This window comes from Streptomyces amritsarensis, from assembly GCF_001953875.1.
GTDB lineage: Bacteria > Actinomycetota > Actinomycetes > Streptomycetales > Streptomycetaceae > Streptomyces > Streptomyces amritsarensis.
This window is the reverse complement of sequence record NZ_MQUR01000056.1, coordinates 35,237-52,007: the sequence shown is the minus strand read 5'-3', so window position 1 is coordinate 52,007 and position 16,771 is coordinate 35,237. Positions and strand designations below refer to the sequence as shown.

The window sequence follows — 16,771 nt, the reverse complement described above, 5'->3', positions numbered from 1 at the left end:
GGGGTGGGGGGGGAGGGGGGGGGGGGGCCGGGGTGACGGGGGCGGGGGTGCCGGCGCCGGCGGTGAGCCAGGGGGAGGGCTGGTGGGTCGTCGGCGGGGCGGGGGGCGCGGCGGGTGCGGGAGGTGCGGGCGGGGTGACGGCGGCTGCGGGAGCCGGCTCCTCGTCCACGCTGACCCCGAAGTCGGTCGCGATGCCGGCGAGGCCGTTCGCGTACCCCTGGCCGACCGCGCGGACCTTCCACACACCGCCGCGCTGGTAGATCTCCACGACGACAAGCGCGGTCTCGGTGGCCAGCTGCGGCGGGGTGAACGAGGCGATCACCGCGCCGCCGTCGGCATTGCGCACGGTGGCGGTGGGCTCGATGCCCTGGAAGGTCTGCCCGGCGGCGTCGGGGCTGGCGGTGACCACGATCCGCTCGATGCCCGGGGGCACCGCGGAGGTGTCCACGGTGACCGAGTCCGGCGCCGTGCCCCCGCCGGACCGGTAGGCGACACCGGGACCGGAGGGCTGGTTGAAGAAGATGAAGTCGGCGTCGGAGCGCACCTTGCCGTCCGCCGTGAGGAGCAGGGCGGACACGTCGAGCCGCACCGGCGCAGCCACGTCGACCGTCACGCGGACGGCGTTGAGCGGCAGGTTGGATCCAGGGGTCATAGCGGTCATGCCCGGAGAACGAGCGGAGGTGCTTTGCCGTTCCCTTACCTTCGGGGGATATTTCCGCGCCGGTTGCGGGGGTGGTTCTTCGCGGTGCGCTCGTTGCCGAACTTGTACGAGCCGGTCCAGCGGGCCATCACCAGCTGCGGATCCCCGGCCTCCACCTCGGCCAGGAAGGCGGCGGCGCGGTCCCCGCGCAGGGTGGCCGCGGTGCGGCCCTGGTGGGTGATGACGACGCTGCCGCCGCCGCGTCGGTCGTACGTGAACCCGTGTGGTCTCGGCATGGCCGCAGCCTGCCGCGCGCGGGGCGGGCGGGGCAACAGGATTGTTCGTGCGCGAAGGGCGGGGCGGCCGGCCCCGGGCCCGCGGGACCGGCGCCGCCCGGGCCCGCCCCGGGGCCGCTCGGTGGTCCTGGGCCCGCTCGGTGGTCCCGGGCCCGTTCCAGGGCCCCGGGCTCCATGGCCGTGGGCCCGCCCCGGGCCGGCCCGCCCCGGGCGCCCCGGGGGGCCCACGGGTGTTGGGGCGTCGGGGTCAGCCGCGGGTCACCCGGCGCGGCAGGCCCAGCGGATTGGCCTCGCGCAGCTCGGCCGGAAGGAGAGCGTCCGGCACCGACTGGTAGGCCACCGGCCGCAGCCAGCGCTCGATCGCCGTAGCGCCCACCGAGGTGGAGTGCGAGGTGGCGGCCGGGTACGGCCCGCCGTGGTGCTGGGCCGGCGCCACCGCGACCCCGGTCGGCCAGCCGTTGACCACGATCCGCCCCGCCAGCTGGGTGACCTGCCCGATCAGCTCGGTGGCCGGGCCCGGGGCGCCCTCGGCCTCGGCGGCCGACAGCTGGAGGGTGGCGCTCAGGTTCCCCCCGAGGCGGCCGAGGACCGCGCCCGCCTCGGCCTGCCCGGCGTACCGGACGACCACGGTGACCGGGCCGAAGCACTCCTCCAGGAGGATGTCGTGCCCGTCGCCCGCGAGGAGGTCCTCGGCCCGCACCGTCAGGTAGCCCGCACCCACCGTGTGCTCGCCGCCGGATCCCGGGGTGACGGGGGCCTCGACGCCGGGCAGCGCGGCCCGCTCGCGCACCCCGGAGACGAAGTTCTCCCGCATCCGGTGGTCGAGCAGCACCCCGGGCTCGGTCTCGCCGAGGGCCTTGGTGAGCTCTGCGGTGAGCCGGTCGCCGTCCGCGCCGTCGGGCACCAGGACCAGGCCCGGTTTCACGCAGAACTGGCCGACGCCCAGCGTGACCGAGCCCGCCAGACCGGCGCCGATCTCCTCGGCCCGCTCGGCGGCCGCGGCCGGGGTGACCACGACCGGGTTCAGGGAGCCCAGTTCGCCGTGGAAGGCAATGGGCACGGGCCGGGCGGCGGCCGCGTCGAACAGCGCCCTGCCGCCCCGGATGGAACCGGTGAATCCGGCGGCCGAGACCAGCGGGTGGCGGATCAGCTCCAGGCCCGCGTCGAACCCGTGGACCACACCGACCACTTCGGGCGGGAGCCCGTTCGCGACGGCAGCCCGGCGCAGCAGCGAGGCGCACAGCTCGGACGTGGCCGGGTGGTCGGGGTGCGCCTTGACCACCACCGGGCAGCCCGCGGCCAGCGCGCTCGCGGTGTCCCCGCCGGGGACGGAGAAGGCGAGCGGGAAGTTGGAGGCGGCGTAGACCGCGACCACGCCGAGCGGCACCTTGTAGCGGCGCAGCTCGGGGCGCGGCGGGGTGAGTGAGGGGTCGGCCCGGTCGATCCGGATGTCGAGGTAGGACCCTTCGTCGACGGCGTCGGCGAAGGCGCGCAGCTGGCCGGTGGTGCGGGCCAGTTCGCCGGTGAGCCGGCCCGGTCCGAGCGCGGTCTCGGCGTCGGCGGCCTCGACGACGTGGGCGGCGGCCTCGTCGAGCAGTGCGGCCGCGGTGCGCAGGAAGGCGGCGCGGACGGCGGCGTCCGCGAGCGGGCCGCGGGCGGCATGGGCCGCCCGCACGGCTTCGTCCACCTCGCGGCCTGTGGCTTCCACCGCAACCTGCTCGCGCTGCTTCCCGGTGCGGGGGTCCACACTCCAGACTGGTGTCGTTGTCATGGCCCACTGCCTCCTGGATCGTTCAGTATTCTGAACGCGGTTCCGGTGGATGAATGATCACATCTGCTGCGGACTCTATTTCCGGGTCCTCCGCGTGACAAGAGGCGACCAGAGGGGAAGCAGGCGCATGACGACGACCGACTCGGGGTTCCCCGCCCAGGCGGCACCGGTCAAATCGGCGGTCCGCACCGTCCTGCTGCTGGAGCACTTCGCCGCCAGGCCGGGGCTGCACAGCCTGGCCGACATCCAGAACGACCTCTCCCTGCCCAAGTCCAGCCTCTACATGCTGCTGCGCACGCTGGTGAACCTCGGCTGGGTGGAGACGGACGCGACGGGCACGCGGTACGGCATCGGTGTACGGGCCCTGCTGGTCGGCAGTTCGTACATCGACGGCGACGAGGTGGTCGCCGCGGCCCGGCCCACCCTGGACCGGCTCTCCGACGACACGACGGAGACCATCCACCTGGCGCGGCTCGACGGGACGAGCGTGGTGTACCTGGCCACCCGGCAGTCCCAGCACTACCTGCGGCCCTTCACCCGGGTCGGGCGGCGGCTGCCCGTGCACTCGACGGCGCTCGGCAAGGCGCTGCTCGCCACGCACTCGGACGCGGAGGTGCGGGCGCTGCTGCCGCGGCGGCTGGAGGCGGTCACCGAGCACACCATCACCGACCGGGAGCAGCTCATCGAGGAGCTGGAGCTGGTGCGGGAGCAGGGCTACGCGCTGGACCGGGAGGAGAACACCCTCGGGCTGCGCTGCTTCGGGGTGGCCGTGCCGTACCGTACGCCGGCCCGGGACGCGGTCAGCTGCTCGGTGCCGGTGGCCCGGCTGACGCCGGGGCACGAGCAGGTGATCAAAGCGGCGCTGTTCGAGGCGCGCGACCGGCTGTCGGTGGTCACGCGCCGCATGTGACGACCCGTCGGGCTGCCTGCGCCTCCCCCGCGTGGGGGAGGCGGTTCCCCATTGAGGGGGAGGTGGCGGGACGCTGCGCGCGGGACCGTTGGGGCATGACCACACGAGCCGTTCACACCACGCACGCACCGCAGTCCTACGACCCGGCCCCTGCACCGGCCCCTCCCGCTCCCGCGCCCGGGAGGCGCGTCCTCACGGCGGTGGCCCTGGCGGCCACGGTGCCGTATCTGGCCCTCAAGGCCGCCTGGCTGTCCGGCAGCCGGATCGGGATACCGGACGGCAGTGTGCTGCTGGAGGGCGGTACGTTCCTCACGGTGGCCAACGCCGTCACGCTGGCCATGGACGCGTGCGTGATCCTGCTCGTCCTGGTGCTCACCAGAGCCTGGGGGCTGAGAACGCCCGCCTGGATGCTGACCGTTCCGGTGTTCACCGCCACGGGCCTGCTGACCCCGATCCTCCTCGGGTTCCCGGGCCAGCTGCTCGTACGGGCCCTGGGCTTCGGGGCCGGCCCGGAGGCCGCGGCCGCGCGGGAGCCCTTCCTGGACTCCTGGGTCTTCATCGTCGTCTACACGGGATTCACCGTCCAAGGCCTCGCCCTGGCCGGGCTGTTCGTGCCCTATGCGCGGCGCCGCTGGGGCCGCAGGTGGCAGGGCGCGCTGGGAGAGCGGCTGCCGTCGCCCACGGGGGTGGTGGCGGCAGCCGCGGCCTCGGGCGCCCTGGTGTCGGCCGCCATCTTCCTCCACTGGGCCTTCGGCGGTACCGCCGGGCTGAGCGCCGAGCGGGCCGAGGCGTATGCGGTGGAGAGCGCCGTCGTGTCGGTCGCCCACGCCGTGTGCGCGCTCGCCGCCGGAGCGGGGGCGCTGCTCCTGGCCCGCGGCGGGGCGCTGCGGGCGCGGTGGCCGCTCGGGCTCGCCTGGGTCGGGGCCGCCGCGACCCTGGCATGGGGGGCCTGGATGCTGATCGCCTCGCTGGGGCCGCAGCCGGACGGCGGCGAAGGACCGTCCCCCGCAGCGCAGTTGATCTACGCTGGCCAGATGGCCACGGGATCGCTCACCACCGCCGTCCTCACCCGGTTCCTCATAGCGCGACGCGAGGGCTGATGCGCGACGGCCTGAGCCGGCTGCTGGGAGCGCGGGCCCGGCTGCGATGGGTGCACCAGATCCTCGGCGGCGCCCTGCTGATGCCGTACTTCCTCCTGGCCGCGGTGGGCGTCGGCATGGCGGCCGACGGAGCCAACGCACTGTCCTCCCTGCCGCTGTCCCTCGCGGCCTACGCCGCGGCGCTGCCGCTTGCCGCCGCCACCGGTGTGTACGGGCTGATCCGGCCGCTGTCGGTGAGTGCCGTCCGGGCCATGTGCGCGGTGCCGGGGGAGCGGCTCGCCGAAGGCCCGGCGCGGTCCTGGGCCGCTCGGGGGCGGGCCTCGGCCTGGTGGACCCTGCACCTGGGGGTCGGAGCGCTGGTCAGCGGCATGACCCTGGCGGTGCCGCCCATGGCGGTGGTGCTGATGGTGCTTCCGTTCGTGAGCGGTCTGCGCGAGGTCCGGCTGGGCTTCGGATGGTTCAACACCGGCGTCGAGACGTACACGGCCCCCCTCCTCGGGATCGGCCTGCTGGCCGCACTCGCCCTGTGCGCGGCCGGGGCCGGGGAGCTGCTGGGCCGGCTGGCGCCCGTACTGCTCGGGCCCACGGCGGCGGACCGGCTCCTGGCGGCCGAGGAGCGCGCAGCCGACCTGGCCGTGCGCAACCGGCTGGCCCGGGAGCTGCACGACGCGGTGGGGCACGCGCTCAGCGCCGTCACCCTCCAGGCGGCGGCCGCCCGGCGGATGCTGGAGCGCGATCCGGACTTCGTCCGGGAGGCGCTCGCCGCGATCGAGGACACCACGCGGCGGACCGTGGGCGAGCTGGACGCCGTACTGGGCCTGCTGCGCGAGGGGGACGCGGCCGGCCCGGACGGTCGGACCGCCCCCGCGCCCACCCTCGCCGCCGACCTCGACGGGCTGCTGGCCCGCACCCGCGCAGCGGGCACCACCGTCACCGCGCACCAGGATCCCGGCCCCGCGGGGGACTGGGCCCGGCTCCCGGAGATCACCTCGCGGGAGGCCTACCGGATCGTGCAGGAAGGCCTCAGCAACGCACTGCGCCACGGCACCGGCCCGGTGGACCTGCGGATCCTCGTCCGGGCCGGCCGCGACACCGGACCAGGAGAACTGGAGATCACCATGACCAATCCGCCCGCCCCGACCGAGGGCCGGGAGCCCCGCACCAGCGGGGGCCGCGGGCTGTGCGGCTCCGCGGAGCGGGCCGCACTGCTCGGCGGCAGCGTCGAGGCGGGCCCGCACCAGGACCGGTGGCGGCTGCGCGCGGTCCTCCCGCTGGCCGGAGACGACCGATGACCGCGGCCGCCCCGGCGGCGCGCCGGCCGCCCCTGCGCATCGTGCTCTGCGACGACGAGCGGATGGTCCGCACCGCGCTGCGGGCCATCCTTGAGGCCGAAGCCGACCTGGAGGTCGTCGGCGAGGCCGCCACCGGCGCCGAAGCGGTCCCGCTCGTGCGGTCCCTCGCCCCCGACGTGGTGCTGATGGACGTCCGGATGCCCGAGATCGACGGCATCCGGGCCACCGAGCAGATCCTCGCCACCATGGCGGAGCCGCCCCGGATCGTGGTCGTCACCACCTTCGAGAACGACGCCTACGTCTACGACGCGCTGCGCGCCGGAGCCGTCGGCTTCCTCCTCAAGCGCGCCGACCCCGACGAGCTGATCGGAGCGGTCCGGCTCGTCGCCCGCGGCGACTCGCTGCTCTTCCCGGCCGCCGTCCGCTCCCTCGCCGCCGCCCACGCGGCAGCCACCGCCCCCGCGCCCTGGATCGCCAGGCTCACGGACCGCGAGGCCGACGTACTGCGCCTGATGGCCACCGGACTGACCAATCACGAGGTGAGCGAACGCCTCGGGGTCGGCCCGCAGACCGTCAAGACCCACGTCGCGTCGGTCCTCGCCAAGACCGGCTCCCGCGACCGCACCCAGGCGGTCATCGCGGCCTACGAGGCAGGCTTCATCATGAGGAAAGTCTGAGAAGTCGGCCACAATCGGGGCAGAGCGGAACGCCCCGGGCCGGCGGGACGTCCTTTCGGGGGATGAACAAGACGATCAGGCGTGCGTCGGTCTTCTGTCTGCTCCTGGTGCTGGCCCTGCTGGTCCGGGTCACCTGGGTGCAGGCGTACCAAGGCCAGGCCCTCGCAGACGACAAGCACAACCGCCGCAACGTCATCGGGCAGTTCGAGAACCCGTTGGGCAACATCATCGTGGGCGGGGAGGCGATCACCGGCTCGGAGAAGACGGCCGGCAAGGACTTCGGCTACAAGCGGACCTATGTCGACGGCCCCCTCTACGCGCCCGTCACCGGCTACAGCTCCCAGGCCTACGGCGCGAGCATGCTGGAGGGCGTCTACAAGAACGTCCTCAACGGCTCCGACAGCCGGCTGAAGACCGTGATGGACACGCTCACCAACAAGCGGGCCGCCCCCGGCAACGTCCTGACCACGATCGACAAGGACGTGCAGAAGGCCGCCTACGACGCCCTCCAGGGCAAGCAGGGCGCGGCCGTGGCCGTCGACCCCGCCACCGGCGAGATCCTCGCCGTCGTGAACAACCCCTCCTTCGACCCGGGCAGCATCACCGGGGCCACCGACCAGAAGGCCTGGGACGCGCTCTCCGCCGACAAGGGCAAGGCCATGGAGAACGTGGCGCTTCGCAAGCCCCAGGCGCCCGGCTCCACCTTCAAGCTGGTCACCCTCGCCGCGGCCATCGAGAACGGCCTGGTCACCGACATCGACCAGCAGACCGGCATCCCCGACCCGTACACGATCCCCGGCACCCGTACCCCGCTGCCCAGCGAGGCGGGCTCCGCGGCCTGCAACAACGTCTCGGTGCGCACCGCCCTGCGCCTGTCCTGCAACAACGTGTTCGCCGAGCTCGCCTCCAAGCTCGGCCAGGACAAGATGCGCGCGACCGCCGAGAAGCTCGGCTTCAACACGCAGATCGACACCCCGGTCCGCACCAACCCGCCGAGCAGGTACCCCTCCAAGAAGATGTCGATCGACCAGGTCGCGCAGACGGGTATCGGCCAGTTCGACGTCCAGGCCACCCCGCTGCAGATGGCGATGGTCACGGCCGCGATCGAGAACGGCGGCAAGCTCGTCGCCCCGCACATGGTCTCCGAGGTCACCGACGCGGGCGGCAACGTGCTGGAGAGCTTCAAGGACCCGAAGTCCCAGCAGGTCATGAAGGAGAGGACGGCCTCGATGATCCGGGACGCCATGCGCACGGTCGCGACCGAGGGCGGCGGCAAGCCGGCCCAGGTGTCGGGCGCCGAGGTGGGCGGCAAGACCGGCACCGCGCAGCGCGGCGTGAACAACAGCCTCGCGCCGCTGGCCTGGTTCACCTCCTACGGCAAGGCGAACGGCAAGCAGATCGCCGTGGCCGTGGTGATCGAGAACTCCGACACCGACCGCTCCGAGATCGGCGGCGGCAAGCTGGCCGCGCCCATCGCGCAGAAGATGATGCAGGCCTGGCTGAAGAAGTAGGCGGACGCGGGCACGTGGGGCCGCGTGCCCGCCGCGCCGGGAACCGGCGGGCTTCCCGGCGCGTATCCGTCTTCATGATCAGGACTGCGCACCCCGCCGACCTCGACGCCATCGCCGCCCTCCACACCAGGGCCCGGGCCACCTACTACCAGGGCCGCATACCCGAAGAGGCCTACGCCGGAGAAGCCGAGCTGGCCCGCACCCGCGAGGGCTGGGCCCTCGCCGTCGCCCGCGAGCGCGCCGAGGGCGGAGTGCTGTGCGCCGAGGAGGACGGCGAGCTCACCGGTGTCGCCGCCCACCGCACGCGGGACGGCGTGACCACCCTCACCCAGCTCCACGTCGATCCGGTCCACTGGCGCCGTGGTACGGGGGCCGCCCTGCACGCCGCCTGCCTGGAGGTCTGGCGCCGCGCCGGCGTCCGCCGGGTCCGCCTGGAGGTCTACGAGCACAACCTCCGGGCCCAGGCCTTCTACGCCGCCCAGGGCTGGCTGGCCGATCCTGCCGCCGCCCCGTCGGGCAGCCACCGCACGCTCTGGCTGGACGTCGCCCGAAGCAGCCGCGCCGCCCCGCAGCGTCCCGGGGAATGAGACGGCAGGGCGGATGGTTCACACCACTGATCGTTGAACGGAAAACCGTCCCGTTCGGCGTCCCGTCAGCGACCCCGGAGAGAAGAAGGATCATGCGCGTCGAGATCTGGAGCGACATCGCCTGCCCCTGGTGCTACATCGGCAAGACCCGTTTCGCCAAGGGCCTGGCCGAGTTCGCGCACCGCGACGAGGTGGAGGTCGTCTTCCGGTCCTTCGAGCTCGACCCGGGCAGCCCCCGCGGCGTGACCGCCCCCGTCGTGGAGATGCTCGCCAAGAAGTACGGCCGCACCCTCGACGAGGCGCGCGGCATGGAGGAGCACGTCGCCGCGAGCGCCCGCGCCGAGGGGCTGGCGTACCGGACCGAGGGGCGCGACCACGGCAACACCTTCGACATCCACCGGCTGCTGCACCTGGCCGGCGCCAGGGGCCGGCAGGAGGAGCTGCTCGACCTCGCCTACCGGGCCAACTTCGCCGAGGAGCGCTCCGTCTTCGACCCCGAGGTGCTGATCGCGCTCGCGGTCGAGGCCGGCCTGGACGGGGCCGAGGCCCGCGCCGTCCTCGCCGACGGCTCCGCCTACGCCGACGAGGTCCGCGCCGACGAGCGCGAGGCCGCCGAGCTGGGCGCGAACGCCGTGCCCTTCTTCGTCCTCGACCGCCGCTACGGGATCTCCGGCGGACAGCCGGCCGAGGTGTTCACGCGGGCCCTGGAGCAGGCCTGGGCCGGGCGCGAGGTGGAGGAGCCGACGGCCGCGGCCGACGCGTGCGAGCCCGACGGGGCGTGCGCCGCCCCGCAGGCATAAGCACTCCTTTGGGGTGGCGGGTGAAACTCGGCAATGGACTTTGGGTCCTTCCTGGCGCAGAGTTGACGGCATGGATCTTCCGATCGCCGAAGCGACCCGTGCCGAGTTCGCCCACACCACCACCTACCTCAACTCCGCCAACTGCGGAGTGGTCCCGCGTGCCGCCGTCGCGGCCGTACGGGAGCTGGCCGAGGCGGCGGGGGCCGGGAGCCCCGCCGGATTCGGCGACTTCGACCGTGTGAACCGCGCCCGCGCCTCCTTCGCCCGCCTGGTCGGGGTGGACGCCGACCGCGTGGCCGTCGGCTCCGCCGTGTCCACCCACGTCGGCCTCGTCGCGGCCTCGCTCCCCTCCGGCGCGCAAGTGCTCTGCCCGGAAGGCGACTTCGCCTCCGTGATCAACCCGTTCGTCGTGCGCGACGACCTCACGGTGCGGTTCGCGCCGCTGGAGTCCCTCGCCGAAGCCGTCGGCCCGGACACCGCCCTGGTCTCGCTGAGCGCCGTACAGTCCGCGGACGGGCGCAAGGCCGACCTGGCGGCGGTGCGCGAGGCGACGGCGGCGCACGGGGCCCGGATGCTCGTGGACGCGTCCCAGGCGGCGGGCTGGCTCCCCTTCGACGCCTCGCCCTACGACTACACCGTCACCGTCGGCTTCAAGTGGCTGCTCAGCGTCCGCGGAGCCTCCTTCATGACCGTGTCGCGGGAGGCCCAGGACACCCTGACCCCGCTGCACGCCGGCTGGGTGGCCGCGGAGTCCATGTGGGACGCCGTCTACGGACCGATGTCGAAACCGGCCGACTCCGCACGGCGGTTCGACGAGTCCCCGGCCTTCCTCGCCTACCACGCCGCGGACGTCTCGCTCGCCCTGATCGAGCGGATCGGCATCGAGGCCGTGCACGCCCACAACACCGCCCTGGCCGCCCGCTACCGCGCCGGACTGGCCGGCCTCGGCCACGAGCCCGTGCCCGGCGACGCCGCCATCGTCTCCGTTCCGGGCCTCGCCGACCGGCAGCCCGCCCTGCAGGCGGCCGGCATCCTCACCTCGGCCCGCGCGGGCCTCCTGCGGGCCTCCTTCCACCTGTACAACACCGAGGTCGACGTGGACCGGCTCCTGGACGTGGTCTCCGCCTCCTGACGCCGCGGGGGCCGCACGTACAGTGCCGCCATGAGCGATGTGAGCGATGTGAGCGGCACGGGCGAGGTGCTGCACGTGAAGGGGCGGGTGCTGGTCGGGCCCGACGAGGTCCGCGACGAGCTCTGGGTGGTCGGCGGGCGCGTCTCCTACGAGCGCCCGCCCGGCGCCCGCGAGACCACCACGGTCACCGGCTGGGTCCTGCCCGGCCTGGTCGACGCGCACTGCCACGTGGGACTGGACGCCCACGGCCCGGTCGACGCCGACACGGCCGAACGCCAGGCCCTCACCGACCGGGACGCGGGCACCCTGCTGATCCGCGACGCCGGATCGCCCTCCGACACCCGCTGGATCGACGACCGCGAGGACCTCCCGAAGATCATCCGGGCGGGCCGGCACATCGCGCGCACCCGCCGCTACATCCGCAACTACGCCCACGAGATCGAGCCGGCCGACCTCGTCGAGTACGTCGGCCGCGAGGCGCGGCGCGGCGACGGCTGGGTGAAGCTGGTCGGCGACTGGATCGACCGCGACGCCGGCGACCTGACGGCGTGCTGGCCGCGCGCCGAGGTCGAGGCGGCCATCGCCGAGGCGCACCGGCTGGGTGCCCGGGTCACCGCGCACTGCTTCGCCGAGGACTCGCTGCGCGACCTCGTCGAGGCGGGCATCGACTGCATCGAACACGCCACCGGCCTCACCGAGGACACCATCCCGCTGTTCGCACAGCGCGGGGTCGCCATCGTCCCCACCCTCGTCAACATCGCGACCTTCCCGAAGCTCGCGGCGGGCGGCGACGCGAAGTTCCCCCGCTGGTCGGCACACATGCGCCGGCTCCACGAGCGCCGCTACGACACCGTCCGGTCCGCCTACGACGCCGGCATCCAGATCTACGTCGGCACCGACGCGGGGGGTTCCCTGCCGCACGGGCTGGTCGCGGCGGAGGTCGCCGAGCTGGTCAAGGCCGGGATCCCGGCATCGGACGCGCTCTCCGCGACGGCCTGGGCCGCACGCGCATGGCTCGGCCGGCCGGGGCTCACCGAGGGTGCGCCGGCGGACCTGGTGGTCTACGACGCCGACCCGCGGGCCGACGTGGGCGTCCTGGCGCAGCCGCGCCGGGTGGTCGTCGACGGCAGGGTCAGGGCCTGAACGCGGCGCGGTGAGCCGGGCCGCAAATCGAAACCCCGCACGGAAACCACCCTTTGGGGTGAAGTGCCCTCAGGTAGCTGCCCTGTCACCCACATTGAGTAAGGATTCCCAGGGTCGAAGCCGTCGGCGCGCGCGATGTCCCCCATTGGCCGCGCGACGGCACCCAACTCCCCGGGGGTTCCACACCTTGAACAGCAACACCTTCCGCATGCCCGCGGCCGCTCTGCTCGCCGCGGGAGCGGTCGTCCTGCTCACGGCACCGCCCGCCTCCGCCACAGGAGGCACCCCGGCCGGCGGAGAGGGCAAGGCCGGCGCCGTCGTCCTGCGCACCGGACTGGACGTGGGCCTGCTCAACAAGAGCGTGCACGTCCCGATGAAGGCGACCCTCAACGAGGTCACCGCCCCCGCGAAGGCCGAGAAGACGGCGCTGACCGTCACCCTGGACGGGGTCGAGGGGAACAGGCCGGTGAGCGTCCTGCGCGCGGACGTCGCCACCTCCAGGGCCACCGCGGACCGGACGAAGGCGGAGGCCGAGGCGAATCTGGCCACGGCGCGCGTGCACGTGCCCGGGCTGCCGCTGCTCTCGCTGATCGAGGTGGAGAAGGTCACCTCCAAGGCCGTCTGCGAGGCCGGCAAGAAGCCGGTGGCCAGCGCGAACGTCCTCGGCACGGTGACCGCGCTCGGCAAGAAGGTCACCCTGTCCGCGGGCGGCCCCACCAAGGTCGAGGTCCCGGGGGTGGGCATGGTCAGCCTGGAGCTGTCCGGCACCGAGACCACCTCCACCACGGCCGCCGCGGCCGCGCTCCGCCTGAAGGTGGCCGTGAACCCGCTGAACCTGAACGTGGCGCAGGTCGACGGCGAGATCGTGCTGGCCGAGGCGCACTGCGAGTCCCCCAAGGGCCCGGCCCCGACGACGAAGGTGCCCGAGCAGCCCGACATCAAGACCCAGACCGGGACGGGCACCGGCGGCGCCACCGCCGGCCCGGGCACCACCACCGGTTCCGCAGGCTCCGGCTCGGGCGGCCCCGCGGACGCCAACCTGGCCGAGACCGGGGGCGGTTCGCTCACCCCCTACCTCACGGGCGGCGCGCTGACCCTGCTCGTGCTCGGCGGCGGTGCGCTCTTCCTGACCCGCCGGGGCGGGACCCGGTAGAGCCGCCGGGCACCCCCGGTCCGCACCCCGGCCCGCCGCGCGGCGGGCCGGGCCACGGGAACCCCCGCCACCCGGCGAGCACATCGGAGGGGAGTGCTCAACGGGTGGCGTGGGCCAGTCCCTGCCCGCCCGCACCCCGCGACATCACGGCGTCGGTGACCTGCCGGTCGATCCGCGCGTACTCGTCCCGCTTCGCGGCCGGGAGCGCCTCGTCGGAGGCCGCGCAGGAGGCGCAGACGACGCGGAACGGCGGACCCATGTCCGAGTACTGCGTGAGGTACTCGGCCTTCACCACCTCCCAGCGGCCGGGACGGTCCGCCGCCGGGGCGAAGGTGAAGCGGGGCACCGAGGACTGGTTGCCGCGCAGCTTGGCGGCCGGGACGAAGCTGGCGACCTGGTCGCCCATGCCGAAGACCACCCAGGTGCCGTTGATCTTCTCGTAGGGCTGCGGCACGTGGTTGTGCGTGCCGATGATCAGGTCGATGTCGGGGAGGCCGTCGGCCGAGCGGGAGGCGGTCAGCGCCTGCGCCAGTTCCCTCTGCTGCGCGTCGGGCGCCGTCTGCCATTCGGTGCCCCAGTGGACGCTGAGCACCACCACGTGCGCGCCGCCCGCCCGGGCCGCGCGGGCGTCGGCGATGATCCGGTCCTGGTCGATCAGGTTCACGGCCCACGGCTTGTCGCGGGGGAGCGGGATGCCGTTCGTGCCGTACGTGTACGACAGCTGGGCGACCTGCGCGCCGCCAGCGGAGAGCAGGGCCGGGGCCTGGGCCTCCTGGGCGCTGCGCGCCGAGCCCACGTGCGGGATGCCGACCCGGTCCAGGTGGTCCAGGGTGCGGGCCAGGCCCTCGTAGCCGTCGTCCAGCGTGTGGTTCGAGGCGGTGGAACACCCGTCGTACCCGGCGTCCTTGAGGGCGTCCGCCAGCTGGTGCGGGGCCTTGAAGGCTGGATAGCCGGTGTAGGGGCCGCCGGGGCGCCCGTACGGTATCTCGTGGTGGCATATCGCCAGGTCGGCGGCGGAGACCAGGGGCTTCACCCCCGCGAGTATCTTCCGGAAGTCGTACTCCCCCGCCTGGCCGGCGTCCTCCCCCGCCCGCTGGATGATCGACGGGTAGGGGATGATGTCCCCGGTCGCCAGCAGGGTGAACGGCCGCCCCGCGGGGGCGGCGGGCGCCGCCGGCCGGGACGTCGTGGCACCGCCCGGCTCGCCCCCCAGCTGCTGCTGGGCGGAGCGCGCGCCGTCCCCGTCGAGCAGCTGCGGTACGGCGTACAGCGCGCCGCCCGCGGCCACCAGTGCGGCCAGCGCTGCGCCTGTCGCGGCGGATGCCCTCATCTGTGCCCCCGTCGTTTCGCGAACCGATGCGGGGATCCTCGGACGGCCCCGCCCCCGCGGCCATCGTAGGTGGGCCGTTCGAGTGGCCCCGCCCCGTGAGCTGCCAAGAACGTGCAGGTCAGGGAGGGCGGGGAGGGGGAAAGCGCCAGGTCAGCGGGAGGTCAGGGCCAAGGCGCGGTCCAGGGCCTGCAGCAGCCGGCCCGTCGTCGCCCGGTCGCGCACCGCCAGCCGGAGCCAGCTCCGGTCCAGCCCGGGGAAGGTGTCTCCGCGCCGGACCGCGAAGCCCAGGGCCCGCAGCCGGGTGCGGACCTCCGCACCGTCCGCCACCCGGATCAGGACGAACGGCCCCTCCGCCACGCCCGCGATGTCCACCTCGTCGAACTCCGCCAGCCCGGCCAGCAGATGGGCCCGGTCCACCGCGATCCGGCGCGCCGCCTCCTCCGCCTCGGCCAGCGCCGCCGGAGCCACGCAGGCCTCGGCCGCCACCAGAGCGGGCGTGGACACCGGCCACAGCGGCTGCGCCGCCGCCAGCTTCGCGATCACCTCGGGCTCGGCCAGCACGTAGCCGATCCGCAGCCCCGCCAGACCCCACGTCTTCGTCAGGCTCCTCAGCACCACCAGCCCCGGCAGGTCCGTCCGGCCCGCGAGGGCCTCCCGTTCGCCCGGGACGGCGTCCATGAACGCCTCGTCCACCACCAGGATCCGGCCCGGACGGGCCAGCCCGGCCAGGACCGCCGCCGGGTGCAGCACCGACGTCGGGTTGGTCGGATTGCCGACGACCACCAGGTCCGCGTCCGGCGGCACGGCCGCCGGATCGAGCCGGAACCCGTCCGCGGCCCGCAGCACCACACGCCCGACCCGGTGCCCGGCGTCCCGCAGGGCCGCCTCCGGCTCGGTGAACTGCGGGTGCACCACCACCGGCCGGACGGCGCCCAGGGCACGCGCGATCAGCACGAAGGCCTCCGCCGCCCCGGACGTCAGCAGCACCCGCTCGACCGGCAGCCCGTGCCGGGCCGCCACCGCCGCGCGGGCCGCCCGCCCGTCGGGATACGCGGCGAGGTCCCCCAGGGAGGCGGCGATCCGCTGCCTGAGCCACTCCGGGGGCGTGTGCGCCCGTACGTTGACCGCGAGATCCACCAGGTCGGAGCCCGCGTCCGCCACCTCGGCGTCCCCGTGGTGGCGCAGGTCGTGCGCCTCGGACGTCGCCACCGCGCAGGTCGCCGACACGGAGCGCCGCTTGGGCACGAGGAGTTCCCCGCCCGCCGCGAGTGCCGCGGCCTCCGCCACCGAGGGGGTCCCGGTCTCGGCCCGCACCGCCTCCGAGGGGTGCGGTACGGCGACCGCGGCCAGCCGATCCGCGGGATAGCCGAGAACGGGTACGCCGAAACGTTTCGCCGCGCCGGCGATCCCGGCCTCGGCCGCCTTGGAGTCCAGCGTGGCCAGCGCCGTGACCGCTTCCGCGGCCAACCCGGCGCCCCGCAGCGTCTCCTCGACCAGGGCGCAGACCTCCTCGACGGACACCCCCGCACGGCCGCCGACCCCGACCACCAGCCGCGTCGTGTACTCACCCACCGCGGGGCCTCCCTCCGTAGTCACGGTCACCGGCACATCACCGGACACCGGTCGTTCGTCAACACCGCTACGCCCACCACCCGCGCGCGGACGTGCGCACGGGCCGAGGAGTCTGTATTCAGGGGCACATGGCCGTGATCGTGGCGCTGGGCGCGTTCCTGATGACCCTGCTGGGCGGTTGGACGGCGCAGCGCGTCACCGACCGCCGCCACCTCGTGCTGGGCCTGGCGGGCGGGCTGATGCTCGGCGTCGTCGGCCTCGACCTGCTCCCGGAAGCCCTGCACGCGGCGGGCCGGGAGGTCTTCGGCGTCCCGCTCGCCCTGCTGCTCTTCGTGGCCGGCTTCCTGGTCGCCCACGTCGTCGAACGGCTGCTGGCCGTGCGGCAGGCCGCGCACGGCGCCGAGAACGGCGCGCGCGTCCCGCAGGTCGGGCTCACCGCGGCCGCCGCGATGGTCGGCCACAGCCTCGCCGACGGGGTGGCGCTGGGCGCGGCCTTCCAGATCGGCGGCGGAATGGGCGTGGCCGTGGCACTGGCCGTGATCACCCACGACTTCGCCGACGGGTTCAACACGTACACGCTCACCAGCCTCTACGGCAACGACCGCCGCAAGGCCCTGATGATGCTCTTCGCGGACGCCGTCGCCCCGGTGGTGGGCGCCGCGTCCACTCTGCTGTTCACCCTTCCGGAGGAACCCCTCGGCGCCTACCTCGGCTTCTTCGGAGGCATCCTGCTCTACCTCGCTGCCGCCGAGATCCTGCCCGAGGCGCACCACAAGCACCCCGCCCTGTCCACGCTGATGTGCACGGTGGGCGGGGTGGCCGGGATCTGGCTCGTGGTGGGCGTCGCGGAATGAGCC

16 protein-coding genes are annotated in these 16,771 nt (G+C 74.3%); 11 read left to right on the top strand and 5 right to left on the bottom strand.

The window, feature by feature from the left end:
• The 3 genes from AVW11_RS22570 to AVW11_RS22560 form a co-directional block, all read right to left on the bottom strand.
• The coding region (locus AVW11_RS22570) for a TerD family protein (protein WP_143568878.1) at nt 1-652 on the bottom strand (652 nt) is incomplete at its 3' end.
• A gap of 44 nt (nt 653-696) precedes the next feature.
• Entirely contained in the window at nt 697-936 is a 240-nt protein-coding gene (locus tag AVW11_RS22565) for a hypothetical protein (RefSeq protein ID WP_030849585.1), read from the bottom strand.
• A gap of 247 nt (nt 937-1,183) precedes the next feature.
• Nucleotides 1,184-2,707, bottom strand: coding sequence for an aldehyde dehydrogenase (NADP(+)) (locus tag AVW11_RS22560; RefSeq protein ID WP_076045560.1), 1,524 nt, complete (start codon nt 2,705-2,707; stop codon nt 1,184-1,186).
• A gap of 127 nt (nt 2,708-2,834) precedes the next feature.
• Between AVW11_RS22560 and AVW11_RS22555 the strand changes: the two genes are divergently transcribed.
• The 10 genes from AVW11_RS22555 to AVW11_RS22510 all read left to right on the top strand — a co-directional run bounded on the left by AVW11_RS22555 (nt 2,835) and on the right by AVW11_RS22510 (nt 13,012).
• Nucleotides 2,835-3,617, top strand: coding sequence for an IclR family transcriptional regulator (locus AVW11_RS22555; protein WP_076045558.1), 783 nt, complete (start codon nt 2,835-2,837; stop codon nt 3,615-3,617).
• A gap of 95 nt (nt 3,618-3,712) precedes the next feature.
• On the top strand, nt 3,713-4,717 hold the full coding sequence (locus tag AVW11_RS22550) for a hypothetical protein (protein ID WP_076045556.1): 1,005 nt from the start codon (nt 3,713-3,715) through the stop codon (nt 4,715-4,717).
• Entirely contained in the window at nt 4,717-6,009 is a 1,293-nt protein-coding gene (locus AVW11_RS22545; RefSeq protein ID WP_076045554.1) for a sensor histidine kinase, read from the top strand. Before AVW11_RS22550 ends, AVW11_RS22545 begins: the two co-directional genes overlap by 1 nt.
• The gene (locus AVW11_RS22540; protein ID WP_060180256.1) at nt 6,006-6,686 is read left to right on the top strand and encodes a response regulator transcription factor; all 681 of its coding nucleotides are present in this window, start codon (nt 6,006-6,008) and stop codon (nt 6,684-6,686) included. The genes AVW11_RS22545 and AVW11_RS22540 overlap by 4 nt, the downstream gene beginning before the upstream one ends.
• Before the next feature lie 62 nt (nt 6,687-6,748).
• Complete coding sequence (locus AVW11_RS22535; protein ID WP_060180255.1) at nt 6,749-8,197, top strand: peptidoglycan D,D-transpeptidase FtsI family protein; 1,449 nt, start codon at nt 6,749-6,751, stop codon at nt 8,195-8,197.
• 74 nt (nt 8,198-8,271) lie between these two features.
• Complete coding sequence (locus AVW11_RS22530) at nt 8,272-8,784, top strand: GNAT family N-acetyltransferase (RefSeq protein ID WP_076045552.1); 513 nt, start codon at nt 8,272-8,274, stop codon at nt 8,782-8,784.
• A gap of 92 nt (nt 8,785-8,876) precedes the next feature.
• Entirely contained in the window at nt 8,877-9,584 is a 708-nt protein-coding gene (locus AVW11_RS22525) for a DsbA family oxidoreductase (RefSeq protein WP_076045550.1), read from the top strand.
• A gap of 70 nt (nt 9,585-9,654) precedes the next feature.
• Nucleotides 9,655-10,716: an aminotransferase class V-fold PLP-dependent enzyme gene (locus AVW11_RS22520; protein WP_076045548.1), complete on the top strand. Its 1,062-nt coding sequence runs from the start codon at nt 9,655-9,657 to the stop codon at nt 10,714-10,716.
• A 30-nt stretch (nt 10,717-10,746) separates the two neighbouring features.
• The gene (locus AVW11_RS22515) at nt 10,747-11,859 is read left to right on the top strand and encodes an amidohydrolase family protein (protein WP_051700481.1); all 1,113 of its coding nucleotides are present in this window, start codon (nt 10,747-10,749) and stop codon (nt 11,857-11,859) included.
• Between the two features lie 187 nt (nt 11,860-12,046).
• Entirely contained in the window at nt 12,047-13,012 is a 966-nt protein-coding gene (locus tag AVW11_RS22510) for an SCO1860 family LAETG-anchored protein (protein WP_076045546.1), read from the top strand.
• A gap of 97 nt (nt 13,013-13,109) precedes the next feature.
• Here the strand turns inward: AVW11_RS22510 and AVW11_RS22505 are convergent, their stop codons facing one another.
• Nucleotides 13,110-14,342, bottom strand: a complete 1,233-nt coding sequence (locus tag AVW11_RS22505; protein ID WP_076045544.1) for a CapA family protein — start codon at nt 14,340-14,342, stop codon at nt 13,110-13,112.
• A gap of 150 nt (nt 14,343-14,492) precedes the next feature.
• Nucleotides 14,493-15,914, bottom strand: a complete 1,422-nt coding sequence (gene cobC / locus AVW11_RS22500; protein ID WP_225884693.1) for an Rv2231c family histidinol phosphate aminotransferase CobC — start codon at nt 15,912-15,914, stop codon at nt 14,493-14,495.
• A 128-nt stretch (nt 15,915-16,042) separates the two neighbouring features.
• Here cobC and AVW11_RS22495 point away from each other — a divergent pair, with 128 nt between their 5' ends.
• Nucleotides 16,043-16,768 (top strand): ZIP family metal transporter, encoded by a 726-nt coding sequence (locus AVW11_RS22495; RefSeq protein ID WP_076045542.1) that lies wholly within the window; start codon nt 16,043-16,045, stop codon nt 16,766-16,768.
• Nucleotides 16,769-16,771 lie beyond the last annotated feature (3 nt).